This window comes from Variovorax sp. 05N34, assembly GCF_056397405.1.
Genome location: NZ_JBFTNI010000004.1, coordinates 574,274 through 596,909, shown reverse-complemented (window position 1 = coordinate 596,909; position 22,636 = coordinate 574,274). Strand labels below are relative to the sequence as shown.

The following is a 22,636-nucleotide window of genomic DNA, read 5'->3' as shown; positions in this document are numbered from 1 at the left end:
GGGGTTTTGTCCACGATCACCACGTGCGGATCCGACGGCTTGCTTTCGTTGCCCGCCTSATCACGCTCGACCACCGTGAACTCGTGCTTGCCTTCGCCCAGCGGCGTATCAGGCGTGAAGCTCCAGTTGCCGTCCTCGTCGACCTTCGTCTCGCCAATCGGCGTACCCTTGTCGATCACGACGATCGTGTCACCCGGTTCGCCCTTGCCCACCAGTGTCGGTGTCGTGTCGTCCGTGCTCTCGCCATTGCCCACCGGACCCTGAACCAAGCCCACGTCGTCAATCACTTCGCCAATTGCCGGCTTGCCCGGTCCCATCGCGTAGATCCTCACAGGGGTAGTCGGGCTCGGCGATGAGCCGTGGCCCGCTGCGTCCGTCACCGTATAGGAGATGTCGAACGCCGTGTCCTGCCCGATCAGATCGTCTGCAGGGATCCTCACCTTGACTGACCCAACGATTACTTCGAACGACTCCACCTTGTGCTCGTAGCTCTTGCCGTTCCAGTCAATCGTGATCACGTCGCCCTCGACCATGCCCGCATAGGACGGGATAATCACCCACGTGCCATCGCTGGCCTCTGCCGAGTCGATCACACCGTCTGCCATCTCCGGCACTTCAGGCGCCTTCAGTACCAGTGCTGGGACTGTCGTATCGATAATCACCACGTGCGGATCCGACGGCTTGCTTTCGTTGCCCGCCTGATCACGCTCGACCACCGTGAACTCGTGCTTGCCTTCGCCCAGCGGCGTATCAGGCGTGAAGCTCCAGTTGCCGTCTTCGTCGACCTTCGTCTCGCCAACGGGCGTGCCGTTGTCGATCACGACGATCGTGTCGCCCGGCTCGCCCTTGCCCACCAGYGTCGGTGTCGTGTCGTCCGTGCTCTCGCCATTGCSCACCGGACCCTGAACCAAGCCCACGTCGTCAGTCACTTCGCCMACGGCCGGCTGGCCCGGCGGGGTTKTGTCCACGATCACCACGTGCGGATCCGACGGCTTGCTTTCRTTGCCCGCCTSATCACGCTCGACCACCGTGAACTCGTGCTTGCCTTCGCCCAGCGGCGTATCRGGCGTGAAGCTCCAGTTGCCGTCTTCGTCGACCTTCGTCTCGCCAACGGGCGTGCCGTTGTCGATCACGACGATCGTGTCGCCCGGCTCGCCCTTGCCCACCAGCGTCGGTGTCGTGTCGTCCGTGCTCTCGCCATTGCCCACCGGACCCTGAACCAAGCCCACGTCGTCAGTCACTTCGCCAACGRCYGGCTGGTCCGGTGCTTCAACATCGGCATCGGCGTCGGCATCGGCATCGGCGTCAGCGTCCGCATCAGCATCCGCATCCGCATCCGAGTCAGCGTCTGCATCGGCATCGGCATCGGCGTCTGCATCCGAGTCGGCATCAGCATCGGCGTCTGCATCCGAGTCAGCGTCTGCATCAGCATCAGCGTCTGCATCAGCATCAGCGTCTGAATCAGCATCCGCGTCTGAATCGGCATCGGCATCGGCATCCGCATCGGCGTCTGCATCGGCATCAGCGTCTGAATCGGCGTCTGCATCAGCGTCAGCGTCCGAGTCAGCATCGGCATCGGCATCGGCATCGGCATCGGCATCTGCATCTGCATCTGCATCCGAGTCGGCATCTGCATCCGAGTCAGCGTCTGCATCCGCATCAGCATCAGCGTCTGAATCGGCATCGGCATCAGCATCGGCGTCTGCATCCGAGTCAGCGTCTGCATCGGCATCGGCATCAGCGTCTGAATCGGCGTCTGCATCAGCGTCAGCGTCCGAGTCAGCATCGGCATCGGCATCGGCATCGGCATCCGCATCCGCATCCGCATCCGCGTCAGCGTCAGCGTCAGCGTCGGCGTCCGCATCAGCATCCGCATCCGCGTCAGCGTCAGCGTCAGCGTCAGCGTCAGCGTCAGCGTCTGAATCAGCATCGGCATCAGCATCGGCGTCTGCATCAGCGTCAGCGTCCGCATCGGCATCGGCATCGGCATCTGCATCCGAGTCGGCATCAGCATCAGCGTCCGCATCCGAGTCGGCATCAGCATCGGCGTCCGCATCCGAGTCGGCATCAGCATCGGCGTCTGCATCCGCGTCAGCGTCTGCATCAGCATCAGCGTCTGAATCAGCATCAGCATCAGCATCAGCGTCCGCGTCTGCATCGGCATCAGCGTCTGAATCGGCGTCTGCATCAGCGTCAGCGTCCGAGTCAGCATCGGCATCGGCATCGGCATCGGCATCCGAGTCGGCATCTGCATCCGAGTCAGCGTCTGCATCAGCATCAGCATCAGCATCAGCATCAGCATCCGCGTCTGAATCGGCATCGGCGTCTGCATCAGCGTCAGCGTCCGAGTCAGCATCGGCATCGGCGTCAGCGTCCGAGTCAGCATCGGCGTCCGCATCGGCATCCGCATCCGCATCCGCATCCGCATCCGCATCCGCATCCGCATCCGCGTCAGCGTCTGAATCGGCGTCTGCATCAGCGTCAGCGTCCGAGTCAGCATCGGCATCGGCGTCCGCATCCGCATCCGCATCCGCATCCGAGTCAGCGTCTGCATCAGCATCTGCATCTGCATCTGCATCTGCATCAGCATCCGAGTCGGCATCAGCATCGGCGTCTGCATCCGAGTCAGCGTCTGCATCAGCATCAGCATCAGCATCCGCGTCTGAATCGGCATCCGCGTCCGAGTCGGCGTCAGCGTCAGCGTCAGCGTCAGCGTCTGAATCAGCATCGGCATCGGCATCGGCATCGGCATCGGCATCGGCATCGGCATCAGCATCAGCATCGGCATCGGCATCAGCATCAGCGTCAGCGTCCGCGTCTGCATCGGCATCAGCGTCTGAATCGGCGTCTGCATCAGCGTCAGCGTCCGAGTCAGCATCGGCATCGGCATCGGCATCGGCATCGGCATCCGCATCCGCATCCGCATCGGCATCCGCATCCGCATCCGCGTCCGCGTCAGCGTCAGCGTCAGCGTCAGCGTCAGCGTCAGCGTCCGCATCCGCGTCCGCGTCCGCGTCCGCGTCCGCGTCCGAGTCAGCATCAGCATCAGCGTCTGAATCGGCATCGGCATCAGCGTCCGCATCGGCATCCGAGTCGGCATCAGCATCGGCATCCGCGTCAGCGTCCGCATCCGCATCCGCATCCGCATCAGCATCAGCATCAGCATCAGCATCAGCATCCGTATCCGCATCCGAGTCARCATCTGCATCTGCATCTGCATCTGCATCCGCGTCTGAATCGGCATCCGCGTCCGCGTCCGCGTCAGCATCAGCATCAGCATCAGCATCAGCATCAGCATCAGCGTCAGCGTCAGCGTCAGCATCAGCATCCGCATCCGCATCCGAGTCAGCGTCGGCGTCGGCGTCGGCGTCCGCATCCGCGTCCGAGTCAGCGTCTGCATCGGCATCGGCGTCCGCATCTGCATCTGCATCGGCATCGGCATCGGCGTCCGCATCTGCATCTGCATCTGCATCAGCATCCGAGTCGGCATCTGCATCCGCGTCCGAGTCGGCATCAGCATCGGCATCCGCGTCAGCGTCCGCATCGGCATCGGCATCGGCGTCCGCATCCGCATCCGAGTCAGCGTCTGCATCGGCATCGGCGTCAGCGTCAGCGTCAGCGTCAGCGTCAGCGTCAGCGTCAGCGTCAGCGTCAGCGTCAGCGTCAGCGTCGGAGTCGGAGTCGGAGTCGGAGTCGGAGTCGGAGTCCGAGTCGGAATCCGCATCCGAGTCCCAGTGGTCAACCGCACCCGGTGGCGCCTGCTCATCCAGGACAGGGATAGGGATCCTTGTGCCGCCACCATTGCCACTGCTGGCGGCATGCCCTGCACCGAGCGCCGCCAACGCACCCAGCCCGACCAGGCCGAGGCCCGCCAGACCAACACCAGGGGCCGCAATAAGGCCGGCGCCAAAGCCAGTCAGTTGCTCTGCGCCCAGAACGAGAGGCGAATCCGCGCCCTCCACAAGGAAAGCCGCTTCGTGGTCATGCTCGCCATCTGCGGCAACATATTCGTGGTACGAGCCGTCTTCACCCAGGCCAACCAGCTCGCCTTCATTGCCGTAGAAGTCTTCGATGATCAGTTGCGGCTGGTCGAGTTCGGTCCCTTCCAGGCTGACAAGAAGGTTCTTGCCGGAACGGCGCACGGTAATGTTTTCCGGAGCGTGGCCGGTATTGACCTGGGCCAGAATGAATTTGCCACCCTTGATGGCGTTAATACGAACGGGGGCGCCTTGCGCGGAACCGCGCAATTCGACTGTTTGTTTGATGGTGCTACCGTCAACGACGGCCATCTTCACTGAATTCGAACTCACAGATGATTCCTTTTTAGAGTGCATGTGCCGGCGAGTTTTGCCAGCGTATGGATAGAAATTGGTAAGAAATGGGTATGAAAACGACACGGCAGCCGCCGGGCTGCTGATCTACCTGTATTTTTTACGAGGGGCCCTGGAAACGGCATGGGACCGGTTTGGTTCTGGATAGGACTGGAACGAAATCCGGGTCTATTGCGGGCGTCGGTTGAGAGTCGCGAGCAATAGTGCTCACGCGTTATTTCGATTGGCGAAACAGGCGGGCATCTGGGATTTCGCCTCTCAGCCGTCGATGGCCAGAGCGGGCGTCACGCTCAAAAAAGGCCGCCAGCCAGAAAGGAAGGCGGCCCATCACGAAGCTCTGCACACGTGCGGTTTGATTCGTCGGTTTAATCGCTGGTGCGGCCCGTCGTCAGCCAGTCAACCAGCGCACCCGCAGTCGCGTATTCGCGCAGCACCGCCGCGTAGCCATCGAAACGGTTCGTCACTTCATTCACGCCGTTGCCGTAGTGATCGTTCTCCGCGGTCAACACATCGAGCAGGGTCCGTTTGCCCAGGTGGTACCACTGTTCGAAGAAGGCCTTGCGCACCTGATCGGTCTCGCCGGAAAGTCGTTCGTACTGGTCCGCGCGGCTGAGCATGGTGTGCGCATCCTGATGCGCGGCACGAATGCCATATTCGAGGTCACGCCGCTGCTGATCGAGGCGCTGCCACGTGGCCTGTGCCCGATACCCGGCCGCAGCCGTCGCCGCCTTCGTCGAACCGCCGCGGAATGCCGCCCAGTTGAGCGTCAGCATGGTCTGGGCGCCCCGTTGTCCCGCGCTCCCACCTCCGAAGCCGGTATTCGCACTGACAACCCAGTTCACCGTGGGGAGACCCGACGCTTTCACCACCTTGGCATTCAGGTCGGCTGCACTGGCTTCGGACTGAATCTGAGCCAGGCTAGGGTGAGCATCCGCCTGCTGCAGGAGTTGCGGCAGATTGCCCGGCCGGATCGGCCAGTTGCGCGCGCGTGGAATCGGCGGTGCGTTCTCGCCCACCAGTTTTTGCAGCTTCAGTTCCGCATCGCGCACCCTGGCCTCTGCGGAATCGCGCGCGGCTTCAGCTTGCAGCAGACGCGCCTTGGCCTGCGTGAGTTCGCTGCCACGACCGCGATCGACTGCCACAATTTCACCCAGCATTTTCACGAGCGTGGCCATGCGCTCGACGAATTGCTGGCTCAGCTCAACGATCTCGCGTTGCTTGCCCAGCTCGACCAGCGTGCCCGTCACCTCGAACGCATTCTGGTCGCGGGCCACGGTGTAGTTGCTGCGCGCAGCGTCCGAGAGCTGCTCACGGCTTCCAATCGTGTTCTTGGTGCGGCCCCAGTCGTACACCGTCGTAGTTACCGTCGCCGCCACCGCATTGCCGTTGTTGCTGCCATCTCGATTGGGACCGAATTGCAAACCCTGCGTTTGCGAGCCGATGTCCACTTGTGGCCACCGCAGGCCTTTGGCTTCGTCGACGTCTGCATTCGCGGCTTGGTAGGTGGCATACGCCTGCCCCACTTCGGGACTGCGCTTCTCTGCCTCCTCGACGGCGCGCAGGAAGATGCGGCGCAGCGTGGCGGAATCCATCGACCCGCTACCGGTACGGGACGGTTGCGTGTCAAGCCACTGTGCGAACGTCGCCGGGGGCGTGCGGCTTACCGGCGTCGACGGCTGCTTTACCTCGGCCAAAGTCGATCTCAGCGCACTGGTGGCATCGCTCCCCAGCGCCTGCGTTGGCGGTTTCGTCGGCTGTGCCGCTTGCGGCGGCACCAGTGGCCGGGGCGCGCCCTGCTGTACAGAACGCAGATCTTCAGCACGTCCCGATGCGCCAGCGAGGCTGGCCTGAGCCTGCGCGGCTTCGCTCCCTGCCAGGGCGAGCAACACCAAGAGTGACGAAACCAGCCATGCCACGGGACGGGTGGGCAAACCAGGGGGGCCGTCCTCGTGGGTGAGGGCTTGCCCCGTAATTTGAATCTCAGGAAAAATGTCTTGAGTCATGATCGGAACCGGTTAATTGATTGTGTGTGGCGCGGTAGCCGAACCGGAATCTCGACTCACAGAACGATGAAGCAAATCTCGTTTAAAGGGTCTATTCGGCTACTTCGCGGTGACTTGATGAACGAAACACGAAATTTCGTACCGGCTCCAATTTTCGAAAAATCAGTCATGCCGCGAAATCGGACGGCCTCACCGGCATGGCAGGACCAGTACGAATTTGCATTGCCTTCTTAACGAAATAGAGGATTGCGAAGCCAGTGTTTTGCAATTGCTTCGGGCGATGCAGGCCCTTTCAGAGGTCCCACTGATCTGAAGGTGACCTTTGGTGCGGTATCAGGCTGCAACAAATCCCGTCGCAATCCTGACCGCAACAAACCGTCGCAGACGGAAGTTGTTCGAAAAATGATGGCGGCCTTTGCGGAACCGGACGCGGTCCCGCGAGTTGGATGGCGGTCAAGGAACGGGTCTGCAGCGCGACGGCTGGCGCACCGACGCCCGACTACACAAAGGGCTTGTCTACCTCGAGGATCTGCGTGACGAAGCGACGACGACGGAGTGCATTGCCTCGTGCTTGACCTGGTGACCTCTCAGAGAAGGTCTAAGACAACGCGCACGTCGTGGTCCCGAAAAGCAGCCGCGCGAATATTGCGCCCCTTGACGGACCGCGACCAGTTGACGCCGGTCGAACTCGACGCCTGCACACCACGAAATCGTCTTTCGCAAATCTGCACAGCAGCGAGCCGCTCCGTTCAAGGGTGCCCCGCCGCAGCAACGCGGCACTGCTACACCTCGATTAGCGCTCCCGGAACGCTTCACGAGCCTTGAAAATCGGCTTCAGAATGTAGTCAAGAATGGTTTTTTCACCGGTACGGATCTCGGCCGTCGCCACCATCCCCGGCAGGATGGGCAGACTATTCCCGCCTGCCTGCAACACACTCGAGTCCGTCAGCACAAGCACGCGGTAATAGGTTGCATCGGCTCGGCCGGCTGCGGCCTTCTGGTCGTCCTTGAGGGTGTCGGGGCTGATGTGCTCAACCTTGCCCGTCAGGCCACCATAAATGCCGTAGTCGTAGGCGGTGATCTTCACCGTGGCCGGTTGACCGGGATGCAGGAACGCCACGTCCGCAGGCTTGATGCGGGCCTCCACGAGCAACTGGTCCTCCAGCGGAACGATTTCCATGATGTGCTCGCCCGGCTGGATGACCCCGCCAATCGTATTGAAGCGCACGTTCTTCACCGTGCCGTACACCGGTGCCATCACCGTCGTGCGCTGCAGGACATCGGCGCGTCCCACTACGGTTTCGCTGGTTTGCGCCAGTTCCAGTTCCAGCTTCGTCAGCTCCGAGTTCGCATCGGCCTGAAACTTGTTGCGCCGCTCGACCATCTGCGAGCGCAGGTCGTTTGCCTGACGGCGCATGCGAAGCAGTTCGACCTCGGACAGCAGTCCCTTGGCCGCCAGCGGCTCGGCCAGGCCGATTTCCTTGCCCGAAAGCGAATAGCTCTTTTCCAGCGCCGCCACGCTGTCGTCGAGCGCACGACGTCGCGCGTTGTAGGCGAGCGTCTCCTGCTTCACGACCGCAGGCACTGCTTTCACGTCGTCCGGAAACGTCAGCGGTTGGCCGTACGCCTCGGCGCGCAAACGCGCAATCGTCGCCTTCAGGCCGACTGATTTGGACCACGCTTCTCGATAGCTTGTCTGGGCACGCGTGGGGTCGATCTTTGCCAACACCTGGCCCTTCTTGACGATATCGCCTTCGCGTACATCCAGTTGTTCGAGAATCCCGCCCTCGAGACTCTGGATGACCTGTTCGCGGCTCTTCGAAATGATGGTGCCCTCGCCAAGCGTGATCTCTTCCACGCGCGCAAAGTACGCCCAGGTCAGACCGCCAGCCAGGACCGCGAGAATTAAGTAGAGCACGATCATCGAGCCCGGCGTCGACTGCGTGAGCAGCGATTCCTGGATGTCGCTCATGAATGCGGCGTCGGCTTTGCCCAGCTTCGCTTTTTTGGCACCGCGTCTGAGAATATTGACGTTCATTGCAATTGCTCCTTGTTCGGCATGCCTGCCTGCGAGTTACCCGCTTGCGCAGCGGTGGCCGGCACGACCTTTTTGCCGGCCATGATCCTGATACCCGTAGTGGCGGCCACGACGCCTGGCGCGGCGCGCGGCTTTGCGCGCGTCTGCGCTCCATCCATCGGTGCCGGCCCGCTCGTACCCGACAGTGCGGCGAGGATCCTGTCCTTTGGACCGTCGGCCACGACTTTGCCTTCCTCGACGACGACAATCCTGTCTACCAGCGCCAGCAGGGAGGGCCGATGTGTCACCACAACGATCGCCTGCCCAGCGGTTGCGCGCGCCAGGTGCTCAAGGAAGACCGCCTCGGTCTGGGTGTCCATCGCGCTGGTCGGTTCATCGAGCAGCAGAAGCTGCGGCCGGGCGAGCAGGCTGCGTGCCAACGACACCAGTTGACGCTGGCCCCCTGAGATGCCCTGTCCGCCTTCTCCGATCGGAAGGTTGATGCCCTGGGGATGGCGGCTGGCGATCTGGTCAAGTCCGGTCAGACGGATCACGCGCAGAAACTCGTCGGCGCTCGCTTCTGGTCGGCCGATCATCACGTTTTCGCGCAGGCTGCCGTGAAAGAGACGCGCGTCTTGGCCCACGTAACCCACGGCCTTGCGCCAGTCGGCCAGATCAATCTGCTCGACGTCCAGACCGCCCGTGAACATCTGACCTCCGACCGGTGCGTAGAGACGCGCCATCACACGCAGCAAGGTCGATTTACCGCTACCAATGCGGCCCAGGACGGCAACCCGTTCCCCGGCCTCGATGCTCAGGTTGACGTCCTTCAGAACCGGCGGACTCGGTTGCGTCGTCTGCGCAGGGTACGAGAAGCAGACGTCCTTCAAGGTGATTTGCCCCGAGAGCGGCGGCTTGGGCAGATACGTGCGTGACGGATCTCGATCGACGGGCATCGCCATCAGGCTGTTCAACGAATGCAGCGCGGCCTTCGCTTGCTGGAAGCGCAAGGCCAGTCCCATCACTTGGCTCAGCGGTGCAGTAATACGGCCGGCCAATATCACGGTACCGATCAGCGCACCTTGCGTCAGCTCGCCTGCATCAATCAAGTACACGCCTAGCACGACCAGCACCACCGTCTGCAGCTGCTGCAAGAAAGTGATGAAGCTCGTGGCCTTGCTGGAAATCTGGCGCGACTTCATCGACGAGGACGCAGCCATGGCGCTAAAGGTCTCCCAACGCTTTTGCATGTGGCCTTCGCCACCCACCGCCTTGAGGGTTTCCAGGCCCTCCACCGACTCGATCAGCACGCCCTGCTTAAGCGACGCCTCATTGAGGTTATCTTTCATGATCCGGGCAAGCGGCCACTGCACGAACAGACTCGCCCCGATGATCAGTGGGATCATCAGCAATGGCACCCAGCCGAGCGAACCGCCAACCGCGAACACTACGCCCACGAAGACCAGCACGAACGGCAGATCGGAGATCGCCGAGAGCGTCGCGGAGGACGCGAAGTCGCGCACCGACTCGAACTCGCGCAGTTGGTTGGCGAATGAACCCGCCGACGCCGGCTTGTGCTCCATTCGGATCGAGAGCGCCTGCCGGAACAGACGCGTGCCCATGACGAGGTCAGCCTTCTTGCCGGCCACGTCCAGCAAACGGCTCCGCACATGCCGCGAGATCCCTTCGAACAGCATCGCAATGCCCACCCCGATCGCCAGCGACCAGAGCGTGACGTAGGCTTGGTTGGGTACCACGCGGTCGTACACATTCATCGTGAAAAAGACGGTGGCAAGACCCAGCACATTAATCAGCAACGCGCCGAGCGCCGCACTCGCGTAGTAGCGCCGATAACGCCACAGCGTGCCCAGCAGCCAGTGACCGGCCGGCTCGCCGTTGTCTCCCTCGCGCAGTTCGACCCGAGCCGTCGGCTTGACCAGAATGGCGTAGCCCGCATAGATCTCATCCATTTCTTCTTGGGTGTACTCCACCGGCTCGGGGCCGAATTCCGGCACCATCACCTGATACAGGACGCGGCTTTTGGCTTCGTTGTCCGGGTTCGCCCGACGGCCTAGCAGAACGCAGCCGCCCATGCGGCGATGCAGCAAAATGACCGGCAGCACGTGCCCCGGCAGCAATTGCAGGCGGCGCTCCACCAAGCCCGCCGTAAGGCCCGCATTTGACAGGGCATCCAGCGCCAGTGACGGCGCAAGCATGCCGCTCTTCGGCAGCCCGGCGGTCAGTGCCTCCGCCGTCCTGCCACAGCCGTAGCGCTCACAGATCCACATCACGGAACCGAGGAGGCCATCCTCGTTGGTGAGCGCCTGGGGCGCGGCCTGCATGTCAGGCAAAACGTCTTGAGTCATAATCGGAACCGGTTAGATTGCTCGTATGTGGCGCGATGATTGAACCGGACCCCGCCACGCAGAACAATGAAATAAGGTTCGTCGTTTAAAGGGTCGATTCGGCTAACTTCGCGTGACTTGATGAACGAAGCATGAAATTTCGTAAGGGCCCCAATTGTCGGAAGATCAGTCACCCGGCGAAATCAGACAACGGCAACAGCGGGGCAGGACCAGTACGAATTTGCCTTGCGTCTGTCTCCCCTGTGCTGATTCAGTGCCCAGCGGGTTTTTCACCCGTTACGTTCATACCCCTACCAATGCAATACGGTTCAAGTCCGTCAAGTCCGATGTCTTCTGATTGCGGGCACGTTGCAAAAACAGGTCGTTATGCTCGACAGATAAAGGACGCCCCGAAATGGACGATCTCTCCATCCGCGTCATGCTTGCCGATGATCACCCCTTCATCGTTGCCGGACTGCTCCACCTGCTTAGAGAAGACCGCACCCTCAAGATCGTTGGCACCTGCGCGAACTCGACCGAACTGATCGCGGCACTCGGCACCCAGCCATGCGATGTGCTGGTGTCCGATTACTCCATGCCGGGCGGTGAGTACGGTGACGGCATTACTCTGTTTTCTTTTCTGCGGCGCCGATTTCCGGCCATGCGGATTGTTGTGCTGACGATGGTCGACAACGCGGGGACCATCCGCTCCCTACTCAAGCTTGGCATTCAGTGCATTCTCAGCAAGGCCGACGGGCTGAGCCATTTGCTCGCTGCGATTCACGGCGCGTATGCGCAGGGTCGTTATTTTTCTCCCAGTATTTCGGGAATCGTCTGGCAACTCGACGTCGAAACGCAAACCTCCAGTAGCCGGGCGCTCACTCATCGCGAATCCGAAGTGATCCGGCTCTTCGTATCAGGGCGTTCGGTCAACGAGATCGCGGCTGAGCTCAAGCGCAGCAAACAGACCATCAGCTCACAGAAATCCAACGCGATGCGTAAGCTCGGGGTGGCGAACGACACTGAATTGATCAAGCACTCTATTGGCACGGCGCTTGCCGCCATACCGGACGACGGCCCGCGTGAGCCGCCAGACACGGCGCAGTCACACGGGGCTTAACGCGTGCAGGCGAGGGGCGGAACGGACGATTCCGCCTGCCGACAGGTCAACGCGAGGCAATCGATCCCCTCTTCGAAATGTGCACAAATCCAGGGCTCGCTGCTTGGTCGAGCAGACGCTCCGTGACAGGCAGTGTGAGCCTCACACGCGCCGGACAGCCTTGCCTCAGCGGTTTCAACGCACCGGGAGTTTGTCGTACTCGCCCTAAACTTCGGCCACATGAAAAAAGCCGAGATCGAACCTTTCTTCGCGACGCTCCAGGCCGCAAATCCCACCCCCGAAACCGAACTCGAATACAGCACGCCCTTCGAGTTGCTCGCCGCCGTGCTGCTGTCGGCGCAGGCGACGGATGTGGGCGTGAACAAGGCGACGCGCAAGCTTTTTCCGGTCGCCAACACACCGCAAGGCATTCTCGACCTCGGCATCGAAGGGCTCGAGAGCTATATCAAGACCATCGGCCTCTACCGCAGCAAGGCAAAGCATCTGATGGAAGCGTGCCGCATGCTGGTGGAGCATCACGGCGGTGAAGTCCCGAGGACACGCGCCGAGCTCGAAGCGCTGCCGGGCGTCGGCCGCAAGACGGCGAATGTGGTGCTCAACGTCGCCTTCGGCGAACCGACGATGGCGGTCGACACGCACATCTTCCGCGTCAGCAACCGCACGGGGCTGGCGCCGGGCAAGACGCCGCTGGAGGTCGAACTCAAGCTGGAGAAGCGGGTACCGCCCGAATACCGGTTACACGCTCATCATTGGCTGATCCTGCACGGACGCTACGTCTGCGTGGCGCGCAAGCCGATATGCTGGAAATGCGCGGTGGCGCCCTACTGCGACTACAAGCCCAAGACGCCGCCGCCCTGAAGATCCATTTCGCCAGGTTCGCCGAGTTCGATGCTCACACACTCGCCGAACGCGATCGGTTGCGCGGGCCACTGATCCGATCGCTCGACGCATCGCATGCCGTCTCGCAGCAGCCACACCGCGCGAATTACGCCGGCATGCGTGATCCAGATGGCGTCGCGCCCGCCTGCGCGCCACGCATCGAAGGCGTGCCCCACCCGCTGCATGAATTGGCGCGTGCTTTCGCCACTGGCGCCGGCGCGCGTATCCGCGAAGTCGCGGGTCCACGCCTCGAATTCGGCGGCGTCAATGGCGGACCAGGGACGTCCCTCCCAATGGCCGAGGTCCATCTCGGCGAGGCGCGAGTCGTGATTGGCTCGCAAGTCGGGCCGCAACGCGACGATGGCTTCCGCGAGTTCGGCGCAACGCGACAACGGCGAGCAAATCATCGGTGCGCCGACAGGCAAGTGCTGCGCAACGCGCTCGGCCGTGGCGCGCGTCACTTCAGGCAGCACCGTAACATCGGTGCGTCCATAGCAAAGGCCCTCGGCGGCAGTGGTTTGCGCATGGCGCACGAGCAGAAGCCTCATGCCCGCAGAACCTTCATGCCTGCCAGGCCAGCGCGAGATAGATCGCCAGTTCGCAAACCTGCTGGGTAGCGCCCAGGCCATCGCCCGTGAAGCCACGAAGCCTACGCTTCAGCAAGCGCGCGATGTACAGCGCAGCCAGCGCACACAAGAGCATCGCCGCCAATCCCCGCGTCCATCCGAGCGCCGCCAGCAGCCACGCCGCCGCAGGCAGCGACCACGCAACACCGGCCAGCAACGCACCGCTGCCGATCGCATCGGCCAACGGCTTGGACTTGCTCGCCGCGCCTTCATCGCCGACATAGGGCAGCCAGCGAATCAGGAACAGGGGCGCAAGGCGCGAAAGCACATGGGCGCAGACGAGCGCCAGCGCCACCGTGGGCATGCCCTGCCCCGCCAGCGCCGCCAGCAGTGCGATCTTCAGGCCCAGCGCCAGCACCAGCGCGATCGCGCCGAAGGCGCCAATGCGCGAGTCCTTCATGATCTCCAGCGCCCGCACACGATCGACCGACCCGCCGAGTCCGTCCGCGACATCGGCCAAGCCATCTTCGTGGAACGCGCCCGTCATCCACACGGTTGCCGCCGTCGAGAGCACCGCTGCCACCAACGCACCCGCCAAGCCCGGAAGCCCGACCTGCGCGACACAGAACACGCCCGCGCCGACCGCGCCCACCAGCCAGCCGACGCCCGGAAAATGCGCGGCACTCGCCCGCAGCATCGCGGGACTGAAACCGACCCATCCCGCCAGCTGTCCCGTGACCGGAACGCGCGTGAAAAACTGCAGCGCCAGCAAGAAGTGGCGCACGCCGTTCATGGGGCGTCCTGCCGCGAAACGCCCGCGGATTCGAAACTGGCCATCTCACGCAGGATGCGGCAGGAGGATTCGAGCAACGGCCAAGCGAGTGCCGCGCCCGAGCCTTCGCCGAGCCGCAAATCGAGCTTCAGCAAAGGCTGAAGTCCGAGGAAGTGCAACAGCAGGCGATGGCCCGGCTCCGCGGACTCATGAGCCGCCACACAACGCTGCACGACGTTCGGGCGCAGCGCCTGCGCGACCAGAACCGCAGCGCTGGCAATGAAGCCGTCGAGCACGATCACCCGTCGCTCATCCGCTGCCTGCAACACGGCGCCCACGAGGGTGGCGATCTCGAATCCGCCCAGCGCCGCCAGTGCACCAAACGGATCGGTGGCCTCTGCATGCAGTTCAAGCACTCTCCGCAGCACCTGCCGCTTGTGGGCTCGGCCGGCGGCATCGAGCCCGGTGCCGGCGCCGGTGCAGGCGTCGATGTCCTGGTGGGTCAGGCGTGCCAGCAGCATGGCGGCGGCCGACGAGTTGCCGATGCCCATTTCACCCAGCAGCACCACGTTGCCGGGAAGTTCTCGCACGAGAGCCATGCCGTTGGTGATGGCCTGTTCGCACTGCGCCGCGGTCATGGCCGGGCCGACGGAGGCGTCCGCCGTGCCAGAGGCGATCTTGCGAATGAGCAGACCCTCGCGCGGATCGAAATCGTGTCGGACGCCGCAGTCCACCACGGTCAACGCCAGGCCGTGCTGCCGCGCGAGCACGCTCACGGCCGCGCCGCCGGCCAGGAAGTTTTCAACCATCTGCCATGTCACGTCGCTTGGGTAGGCCGAGACCCCCCGAGCGGCCAGCCCGTGGTCCGCAGCGCAGACCAGCATCTGCGGCCGATCGAGCACCGGCTCCGACGTGCTGAGGATGGACCCCAGCCGCAGGGCCAGCGCCTCCAGCGCGCCCAATGCGCCGACCGGCTTGGTCTTGCTGTCCAGGAGGTGTTGCAGGCGCTCGGCCAGGGCGGTGTCGGCGATGTCTTCGACGGGGGGAAGGTTTAACGTCATTCGGTCATTCGATCAGGGAACGGAGCACACCCGGTTGAAAGTGGGCGTCAACATGGTCGGCGAGGCCATCGAACACGGTGTCCAGGGTGCGGGCAGCGACACCGAAAAGCGCCTGCAGCACCGCCGGGTCCTCAAACAGGCCGTGCAGATAGAGCCCGAGCACATTGCCTGCCGCATTCTGCCAAGCCAATTCGTCAGGCATGACGGCAATGGCGCGATCGCCCGCCGCAGCCATGGCCGCATGCTCGGCCGTCTGCCCGTGGTGGATTTCATAGCCGCGCACGATGATGCCCGACAGCGCGGCCCATTCGCCAGACACTGACGCGAAGGTGGCTTCGCGATGGCGCACGGTCTTGTCCGACGCGAACAGCGTGACCACCGGCAGCAGTCCGAGCCCCGGCCCGTTGCCATCGACGCCGTGCGGATCGATGAGCGCCTCGCCCAGCATCTGCAGTCCGCCGCAGACACCGAGCACCGCGCCGCCGCGCGCCGCATGTGCGGTCACCGCGCGGTCCAGGCCCTGCTGGCGCATCCAGGCCAAGTCGCCACTGGTGTGCTTGGAGCCGGGCAGGATGATCCAGTCCGCGCCCGCCACATCGGCAGGGCTGCGCGCCCATTGCAGTCGCACGCCGGCAATGTTCTTGAGCGGCTGGAACTCGTCGAGGTTGCTGATGCGCGGATAGGCCACCACCGCGATCGTGCGCGTCACCTCGCCGCTGGCGGTGCTGCGGTCATCGAACAAGCCGTCTTCTTCCGGCAACCCGTGCTGCCACCACATCGGGAGGGTCGCAACGGTCGGCACACCGGTCAGATCCTGCAGTTGCCGCGGCGCCGGCGCGAGCAGCGATTCATCGCCGCGAAATTTGTTGAGCACGAAGCCGGCCAGCAGGTCACGGTCAGCGGGCGGCATCAGCGCCCAGGTGCCGTAGAGGTGCGCGAAAGCACCGCCGCGATCGATGTCGGTCACCAGCAGGCAGCGCGCATTCACGTGGCGGGCAACGCGCAAGTTGACGATGTCGCTCGCCATCAGGTTGATCTCGGCCGGCGAGCCCGCGCCTTCGATGACGACGACGTCGTTCTCCGCGCGAAGCTCATCGAGCGCGCCGGCGATCTGCGGCCAGACGCGTTCACTGCGCCCGCGCCACGGAAGCGCGGTCAATTCGGGACTGACCTGCCCCAGCAGCACGACCTGGCTGTGGGTATCCCGCTCGGGTTTCAGCAGCAAGGGATTCATGCGCACGTCAGGCTCGGCGCGAGCGGCAAGCGCCTGGAAGTACTGAGCGCTACCGATCTCGCCACCCAGCACGACCCGCGCGTTGTTGCTCATGTTCTGGGCCTTGAAAGGCGCCACCTTGAGCCCCTGCCGCGCATACCAGCGACACAGCGCAGTTGCGATCCAGCTCTTGCCAGCGCCGCTGGTGGTGCCCAGCACCATGACGCAGCGGGCTCGAGGCCCTGGCACATTGGAAATCATGGGCGCGATTGTCCTTCACGTGAGCTGCGCAGGCTCGTCCGCCCATGACCCGTCTCAGCGCGCCGCGACGTGCGCGCTCGAATCCCCTGCAGCGACTTGCGTGTCCCAGCTCCCGCCCAAGGCGCGGATCAGGCTGACCGTCGCCTGGTATTGCGCCGAGCGCACTTGCAATGCCTGCCGACGGTTCTGCAGTTCCTGGCGGCGGGCGTCGAGCAAATCGAGCTGGCTGACCAGCCCATTGCGATAGCGCGAATTCGACAGCGCCGTCGCCCTGGTCGCGGACGTCACCGCCCTGCCCTGCACCTGGGACTGTTCCGAAAGAATGCGCAGTGACGAGAGCTGGTCTTCGACTTCCCTGAAAGCCTCCAGCACCTGGGCCCGATAGCTGACGAGCGCACCATCGAGTTGCGCTGACGCGTTCTGCACCCCCGCCTCGCGCCGTCCACCATCGAAGATCGGCAAGGCGAGCAGCGCACCGATTCCCCACGATTTCGCCGACCAATTGAGCAGATCGCTGAAGTCGGACGACGCATAACCGCCGCCGGCCGTCAGTGCAATGTTCGGGAACCACGCAGCTTGCGCGACGCCGACGCGCGCCTGCGCTGCCAGCACCGATTTCTGCGCGGCGGAGATGTCCGGCCGGCGGGTCAGCACCGTCGCGGGCACGCCGGCCGGGATCGTCGGCAATGCCGTCGACCAGCTCTCGGTCGTCACGCCGAACTCCGAGGCGTTGTCTCCGGCGAGGACGGCGAGCGCGTGTTCCAGTTCGGCCCGACGCCGATCGAGCGTGAGGCCGTYGGACTCCGTGGAAGCGACTTCGGTCTCCACGCGTGCGACATCGAGTTCGGCGATGTCTCCTGCTCGCTGGCGGCTCTGGGTGAGTTTCAGCGTGTCGCGGTAAGCCTCGACCGTGTCGCGCACCAACTCGCGTTCGGCGTCCACCGAGCGCAGCAGCAGATAGGTCTGAGCCGTTTCGGCCTCGATCAGCAGCCGCGTGCTCTGCAGCAGTCCCTCGCGCGAATCCGCATCAAGGCGCGCTGCATCGCTTGCTCGCGAGAGCTTGCCGAACAGATCGACCTCGTACGACAGATCGGCCCCCGCGGTGATGAGCGACGAGGGCTTCGGGCTCAGGTTGCGGTCCAGCCCGGCGCTGCGCACTCCGCCCGCCACTGCGCGAAGCTGCGGCGACCGATCGGCATCGGTGCTGCGAGCCAAGGCACGCGCTTCGGCAAGGCGCGCAGCCGCAGCCTGGATGTTGGTGTTGCGGGCGTTCGCGCTTTCGATCAGCTTGTCCAGCACCGGATCGTTGAAGGCGCGCCACCACTCGCCGCGTGGTTGCGCCTCCGCAGGCTGGGTGCGCGTCCAGGCGCCTTCGCCGGGCTTGGCTGCCAATTCCTTGAACTGCGCTGGCGGCGTGAAGGATGGCGGCTCGGCCGGCGTGCTCGCGCAACCGGCGAGCACCAGTGCCGCGAGAAGCGGCAGCAATGCCGCGCGCCAAGGACTTGCGTTTCCTTGTGTCTTGTTTTTCATGGTCAGCTTTCCAAAGACTTCAGGGGTGCGGCGGGCATCGGCCGCAGCGGTCCGCCGCCAGCCGGCGCGGTAGCGAATGCGTCGACATGCGGCACCTCGCCGTGCAGCCTGAGCGGGCGATTGCCCGTCATGCGCCGCAGCAGCACATAGAACACGGGCGTCAGGAACAAACCGAAAGCCGTCACGCCGATCATTCCGGAGAACACCGCGATGCCCATGGCCTTGCGCATCTCGGCGCCCGCACCCGTGGACAACACGAGCGGCAGCACGCCCATGACGAACGCCATCGAAGTCATCAGGATGGGCCGCAGCCGCAACCGGGCTGCCTCGACCGCTGCCTGTATCGGCGAGCGCCCGGCAAACTCCAGCTCGCGCGCGAACTCCACGATCAGGATCGCGTTCTTCGCCGACAGGCCGACGAGCACCATCAGCCCGATCTGCGTGAAGACGTTGTTGTCGCCCTTCGACAGCCACACGCCGGTCATTGCCGCGAGCAAGCCCATCGGCACGATCAGGATGATCGCGATCGGCAGCGTGAGGCTCTCGTACTGCGCGGCCAACACCAGGAACACCAGCAGGATCGCGAGCGGAAACACCCACAGCGCGGAGTTGCCTGCAAGGATCTCCTGGTAGGTCAGCTCCGTCCACTCGAAGCTGATGCCCTTGGGCAGCGTCTCCGCGGCGATGCGCTCGATGGCGGCCTGCGCCTGCCCCGACGAGAAGCCGGGCGCCGGTCCCCCGTTGATGTCGGCCGAAAGGAACCCGTTGTAGCGCATCGCGCGTTCCGGCCCATAGCTCGGCTGGATGTTCATCAGCGCGGACAAAGGCACCATCTCGCCGCTGGCCGAACGCACCTTGAGCAGGCCGACATCCTCGGCGCGAGCCCGGTACGGCGCATCGGCTTGCACACGCACGCTGTACGTGCGGCCGAAGCGATTGAAGTCATTCGCATACAGGCTGCCGAGGTAGATCTGCATGGTGTCGAAGACGTCCGTCACAGAGACGCCCAGCTGGCGCGCCTTCGTGCGGTCGATGTCGGCGTAGAGCTGCGGCACGTTGACCTGCCAGCTCGTGAACATGCCCGCGAGTTCCGGCGTCTGGTAGGCCTTGGCCATGAAGGCCTTCACCGCGCCATCCATGGCCGCGTAGCCCAGGGAGCCCCGGTCTTCCAACTGCAGCTTGAATCCGCCGGTGGTCCCCAGCCCCTGGACCGGCGGCGGCGGAAAGATCGCAATGAATGCATCCTGGATCTGGCTGAACTGCGCATTGAGCTGCCCGGCGATCGCACCTGCGCTGAGGTTCGCGGCCTTGCGCTCGTCGAAGTCCTTCAGGCTCACGAAGACGATGCCGGAGTTCGAGCTGTTCGTGAAGCCGTTGATCGACAAGCCCGGGAAGGTGATCGCGTGCTCCACCCCCGGTTGCTTCATCACGATGTCGTTCATGCGGCGCGTGACTTCTTCCGTTCGGTCGAGCGTGGCGCCATCAGGCAACTGCGCGAAGCCGATCAGATATTGCTTGTCCTGCGCGGGCACGAAGCCGCCCGGCACCGCCTTGAAGAGCCCGAAGGTCACGCCCACCAGCGCGAGATAGATCACCATCATCAGCGCCTTGCGCGAGATAGCCCCCTTCACGCCGCTGCTGTAGCCCTCGGCGCCGCGGTGGAACACCCGGTTGAAGCCACGGAAGAAGCGGCCGAACACACGGTCCATGCCGCGCGTCAGCGCATCCTTTGGCGCATCGTGGCCGCGCAGCAGCAATGCCGCGAGCGCCGGCGACAAGGTCAGCGAATTGATCGCCGAGATCACCGTCGAGATCGCAATCGTCAGCGCGAACTGGCGATAGAACTGCCCCGTCAGGCCGCTGATGAAAGCCAGCGGCACGAACACCGCGACCAGCACCAGCGCGATCGCGATGATCGGCCCCGACACCTCGCGCATCGCCCTGTAGGTGGCCTCGCGCGGACTCAGGCCGGCCTCGATGTTGCGCTCCACGTTCTCGACCACCACGATCGCGTCGTCCACCACGATACCGATCGCAAGCACCAGACCGAACAGGCTCAGCGCGTTGATCGAGAAGCCGAAGAGATGCATCACCGCGAAGGTGCCGATCACCGAGATTGGGACTGCGAGCAGCGGAATGATCGACGCGCGCCATGTCTGCAGGAACAGGATGACGACCAGGACCACCAGCGCGATGGCCTCCAGCAGCGTGTGGATCACCGACTCGATCGAGGCACGCACGAACTGCGTCGGGTCGTAGACGATGCTGTAGTCCACGCCGTCGGGCATGTTCTTCTTCAGCTCGGTCATCGTGGCGCGCACGTCGTTCGAGATTTGAATCGCGTTCGAGCCTGGCGCCGCGAAGATCGGCACCGCGACGGCATCCTTGTTGTCGAGCAGCGAGCGCAGCGCATAGCTCGACGCACCGAGCTCGAGGCGCGCCACGTCACGCAGCCGCGTCACGGCGCCGTCCGAACTGGCCTTCACGATGATGTCGCCGAACTCGTCCTCGGTCTGCAGGCGGCCTTGTGCGTTGATCGAAATCTGCATGTCCACACCCGGCAGGCCCGGCGATGCACCGACCACGCCCGCGGCTGCCTGCACGTTCTGTTCGCGGATGGCTCGCACCACGTCGCTTGCCGAAAGTCCGCGCTGCGCCATCTTCTGCGGATCGAGCCAGACGCGCATCGAATAGTCACCCGAGCCGAACAGCTGCACGTCGCCGACACCCTGTACGCGCGCCAGCCGGTCCTTGACGTTGAGCACCGCGTAGTTGCGCAGGTAGGTCATGTCATAGCGGCCGTTGGGCGACAGCAGGTGCACCACCATCGTGAGATCTGGCGAGCTCTTGATGGTCGTGATACCGAGCCGGCGCACTTCTTCGGGCAGCCTGGGCTCGGCTTGCGAGACGCGGTTCTGCACCAGTTGCTGCGCCTTGTCGGGATCGGTGCCGAGCTTGAAGGTCACCGTCAGCGTGAGCAGGCCATCGGTAGTGGCCTGGCTGCTCATGTAGAGCATGCCTTCGACCCCGTTGATGGATTCCTCAAGCGGCGTGGCCACGGTCTCGGCGATCACCTTCGGGTTCGCGCCGGGGTAGTTGGCCCGCACCACGATCGATGGCGGCACCACTTCGGGATACTCGGAGATCGGCAGCCCGCGCAGCGCGATCAGGCCCGCGATCAGCATCAGGAGCGAGAGCACGCCGGCAAAGATCGGCCGGTCGATGAAGAACTTGGAAAGATTCATGGTGATTCCCCCGTCATGGCCGGGATCAGGATTTCGCGTCCGCGACGCGCTGTGTTTGCGGGCTTATCTCGGACTTGGCGTCCATCGTCACCGTCTGCGGCGTCACGATCGCGCCGGGCCTGATGTGCTGCAGGCCGTTGACCACCACGCGCTCGCCTGGCTTGAGCCCCTTGGTCACGACGCGCAAGCCGTTGACGGGCGCACCGAGCGCGACTTCGCGGTACTCGGCCTTGTTGTCTTCGCCGATGACCATCACGAACTTCTTGTTCTGGTCGGTGCCGACTGCGCGCTCGTTCACGAGCAAGGCCATGTCGCTGTGCGCCTGGCCCATGCGGATGCGCGCGAACTGTCCAGGGATGAGCGCGCCGTCCTTGTTGTCGAAGGCCGCGCGCACCCGCACGGTGCCGCTCTTTGCATCGACCTGGTTGTCGATGAGCTGCAAGCGGCCGACGTAGGGCGTGCCGTCCGTGCCGGCGGTGCCCATCTGGACAGGAATGCCCTCGATGGTCGAACGGGCGCTCGAGCCTCCCGGCAAGTCCCTGAGCGCGCGCACCACGATCTGCTCGTCGGCGTCGAAACTCGCATAGATGGGGCTGACGGAAACCAGCGTCGTCAGCACCGGTGCGCCAGGGCCGGCCGCCACCAGATTGCCCACCGTCACCTCCAGCTTGCCGATGCGCCCGGCGACCGGCGCGCGCACCTGCGTGTAGCCGAGATTGAGCCGCGCGCTTTGCAGCGATGCTTGCGCCGCGCGGAGGCTGGCCTCGGCCTCGCGACCGGCATTGGTGCGTTCGTCGAGCTCGCGCTGGGCAATCGCCTGCTCGGCCCAAAGACGGCGTGCACGCTCCTGCTCGCTGCGGGTGAAGGCCACCCGCGCCTGAGCCGAAGCGACTTGCGCTTCGGCGCGGTCCACCTCGGCGGCGTACGGCGCCGGATCGATCGTGATCAGCAATTCGCCCGATTTGACCAACGCGCCCTCGCGGAAATGCACGGCCTGCACCGCACCGGCGACCCTGGATCGCACGTCCACCCGCTCGACCGCTTCGAGCCTGCCCGAGAACTCGTCCCAGGTGTTGATGTCGCTCGCCGCCACCGTTGCCACGGACACAGGCACCGCCTGTGGCGCCGAAGCGCTCGGGCTGTTGGCCTGGGCATTGAGGCTGTGAAAGCCGAGCGCTGCGGACGCGATGGCGACGATGGCGGTGACGCCGGTCACTGCCGGCCAGAGACCGCGCCGGGTCAGGGAAGAAAGCTTGGAGTTCGACATGGTTCGTCCTTTTGGAGACTTCTTGG

Annotated in this window: 15 protein-coding genes; 3 read left to right on the top strand and 12 right to left on the bottom strand. The window is 64.1% G+C overall.

Annotated features, from left to right (window positions below):
* Both AC1DMA_RS14680 and AC1DMA_RS14675 read right to left on the bottom strand, forming a co-directional pair.
* A partial coding sequence (locus AC1DMA_RS14680; RefSeq protein ID WP_478144641.1) for an Ig-like domain-containing protein occupies positions 1 to 1,241 on the bottom strand: 1,241 nt, incomplete at its 3' end.
* Positions 1,238 to 3,748 (bottom strand): hypothetical protein, encoded by a 2,511-nt coding sequence (locus AC1DMA_RS14675; RefSeq protein WP_478144640.1) that lies wholly within the window; start codon positions 3,746 to 3,748, stop codon positions 1,238 to 1,240. The genes AC1DMA_RS14675 and AC1DMA_RS14680, both read right to left, overlap by 4 nt.
* Here AC1DMA_RS14675 and AC1DMA_RS14670 point away from each other — a divergent pair.
* Complete coding sequence (locus tag AC1DMA_RS14670; RefSeq protein WP_478144639.1) at positions 3,735 to 4,298, top strand: hypothetical protein; 564 nt, start codon at positions 3,735 to 3,737, stop codon at positions 4,296 to 4,298. The two genes, AC1DMA_RS14675 and AC1DMA_RS14670, sit on opposite strands and share 14 nt — an antisense overlap.
* A 398-nt stretch (positions 4,299 to 4,696) precedes the next feature.
* On the opposite strand, the gene AC1DMA_RS14665 is transcribed toward AC1DMA_RS14670, so the two are convergent.
* The 3 genes from AC1DMA_RS14665 to AC1DMA_RS14655 form a co-directional block, all read right to left on the bottom strand.
* Positions 4,697 to 6,334: a TolC family protein gene (locus AC1DMA_RS14665; protein ID WP_478144638.1), complete on the bottom strand. Its 1,638-nt coding sequence runs from the start codon at positions 6,332 to 6,334 to the stop codon at positions 4,697 to 4,699.
* A 793-nt stretch (positions 6,335 to 7,127) separates the two neighbouring features.
* Complete coding sequence (locus AC1DMA_RS14660) at positions 7,128 to 8,372, bottom strand: HlyD family type I secretion periplasmic adaptor subunit (RefSeq protein WP_478144637.1); 1,245 nt, start codon at positions 8,370 to 8,372, stop codon at positions 7,128 to 7,130.
* Positions 8,369 to 10,717 carry a type I secretion system permease/ATPase gene (locus tag AC1DMA_RS14655; RefSeq protein ID WP_478144636.1) on the bottom strand — a complete coding sequence of 783 codons (2,349 nt, stop codon included), beginning with the start codon at positions 10,715 to 10,717 and terminating at the stop codon, positions 8,369 to 8,371. Before AC1DMA_RS14655 ends, AC1DMA_RS14660 begins: the two co-directional genes overlap by 4 nt.
* 394 nt (positions 10,718 to 11,111) lie before the next feature.
* Here AC1DMA_RS14655 and AC1DMA_RS14650 point away from each other — a divergent pair, with 394 nt between their 5' ends.
* The gene (locus tag AC1DMA_RS14650; protein ID WP_478123452.1) at positions 11,112 to 11,816 is read left to right on the top strand and encodes a response regulator; all 705 of its coding nucleotides are present in this window, start codon (positions 11,112 to 11,114) and stop codon (positions 11,814 to 11,816) included.
* Between the two features lie 219 nt (positions 11,817 to 12,035).
* On the top strand, positions 12,036 to 12,674 hold the full coding sequence (gene nth / locus AC1DMA_RS14645) for an endonuclease III (RefSeq protein ID WP_478144635.1): 639 nt from the start codon (positions 12,036 to 12,038) through the stop codon (positions 12,672 to 12,674).
* Here the strand turns inward: nth and AC1DMA_RS14640 are convergent.
* From AC1DMA_RS14640 to AC1DMA_RS14610, 7 genes are read right to left on the bottom strand one after another with little or no spacing between them, the layout of a single operon-like run.
* Positions 12,647 to 13,243, bottom strand: a complete 597-nt coding sequence (locus tag AC1DMA_RS14640; RefSeq protein ID WP_478144634.1) for a histidine phosphatase family protein — start codon at positions 13,241 to 13,243, stop codon at positions 12,647 to 12,649. The genes nth and AC1DMA_RS14640 overlap by 28 nt on opposite strands.
* A gap of 13 nt (positions 13,244 to 13,256) precedes the next feature.
* Entirely contained in the window at positions 13,257 to 14,054 is a 798-nt protein-coding gene (locus AC1DMA_RS14635; protein WP_478144633.1) for an adenosylcobinamide-GDP ribazoletransferase, read from the bottom strand.
* Positions 14,051 to 15,094 carry a nicotinate-nucleotide--dimethylbenzimidazole phosphoribosyltransferase gene (cobT, locus tag AC1DMA_RS14630; protein WP_478144632.1) on the bottom strand — a complete coding sequence of 348 codons (1,044 nt, stop codon included), beginning with the start codon at positions 15,092 to 15,094 and terminating at the stop codon, positions 14,051 to 14,053. The genes AC1DMA_RS14635 and cobT overlap by 4 nt, the downstream gene beginning before the upstream one ends.
* 4 nt (positions 15,095 to 15,098) lie before the next feature.
* Positions 15,099 to 16,568 carry a cobyric acid synthase gene (locus AC1DMA_RS14625; RefSeq protein WP_478144631.1) on the bottom strand — a complete coding sequence of 490 codons (1,470 nt, stop codon included), beginning with the start codon at positions 16,566 to 16,568 and terminating at the stop codon, positions 15,099 to 15,101.
* 54 nt (positions 16,569 to 16,622) lie between these two features.
* The gene (locus AC1DMA_RS14620) at positions 16,623 to 18,098 is read right to left on the bottom strand and encodes an efflux transporter outer membrane subunit (RefSeq protein WP_478144630.1); all 1,476 of its coding nucleotides are present in this window, start codon (positions 18,096 to 18,098) and stop codon (positions 16,623 to 16,625) included.
* 2 nt (positions 18,099 to 18,100) lie between these two features.
* Positions 18,101 to 21,343: an efflux RND transporter permease subunit gene (locus tag AC1DMA_RS14615; RefSeq protein WP_478144629.1), complete on the bottom strand. Its 3,243-nt coding sequence runs from the start codon at positions 21,341 to 21,343 to the stop codon at positions 18,101 to 18,103.
* A gap of 25 nt (positions 21,344 to 21,368) precedes the next feature.
* The gene (locus tag AC1DMA_RS14610; protein WP_478144628.1) at positions 21,369 to 22,610 is read right to left on the bottom strand and encodes an efflux RND transporter periplasmic adaptor subunit; all 1,242 of its coding nucleotides are present in this window, start codon (positions 22,608 to 22,610) and stop codon (positions 21,369 to 21,371) included.
* Positions 22,611 to 22,636 lie beyond the last annotated feature (26 nt).

Bases quoted from the DNA above. Each gene is read 5' to 3' on its own strand.
- AC1DMA_RS14665 (WP_478144638.1), bottom strand. From the start codon at position 6,334: ATGACTCAAGACATTTTTCCTGAGATTCAAATTACGGGGCAAGCCCTC.
- AC1DMA_RS14660 (WP_478144637.1), bottom strand. From the start codon at position 8,372: ATGAACGTCAATATTCTCAGACGCGGTGCCAAAAAAGCGAAGCTGGGC.
- AC1DMA_RS14610 (WP_478144628.1), bottom strand. From the start codon at position 22,610: ATGTCGAACTCCAAGCTTTCTTCCCTGACCCGGCGCGGTCTCTGGCCG.
- AC1DMA_RS14650 (WP_478123452.1), top strand. From the start codon at position 11,112: ATGGACGATCTCTCCATCCGCGTCATGCTTGCCGATGATCACCCCTTC.
- AC1DMA_RS14615 (WP_478144629.1), bottom strand. From the start codon at position 21,343: ATGAATCTTTCCAAGTTCTTCATCGACCGGCCGATCTTTGCCGGCGTG.
- nth (WP_478144635.1), top strand. From the start codon at position 12,036: ATGAAAAAAGCCGAGATCGAACCTTTCTTCGCGACGCTCCAGGCCGCA.
- AC1DMA_RS14625 (WP_478144631.1), bottom strand. From the start codon at position 16,568: ATGATTTCCAATGTGCCAGGGCCTCGAGCCCGCTGCGTCATGGTGCTG.
- cobT (WP_478144632.1), bottom strand. From the start codon at position 15,094: ATGACGTTAAACCTTCCCCCCGTCGAAGACATCGCCGACACCGCCCTG.
- AC1DMA_RS14640 (WP_478144634.1), bottom strand. From the start codon at position 13,243: ATGAGGCTTCTGCTCGTGCGCCATGCGCAAACCACTGCCGCCGAGGGC.
- AC1DMA_RS14635 (WP_478144633.1), bottom strand. From the start codon at position 14,054: ATGAACGGCGTGCGCCACTTCTTGCTGGCGCTGCAGTTTTTCACGCGC.
- AC1DMA_RS14655 (WP_478144636.1), bottom strand. From the start codon at position 10,717: ATGACTCAAGACGTTTTGCCTGACATGCAGGCCGCGCCCCAGGCGCTC.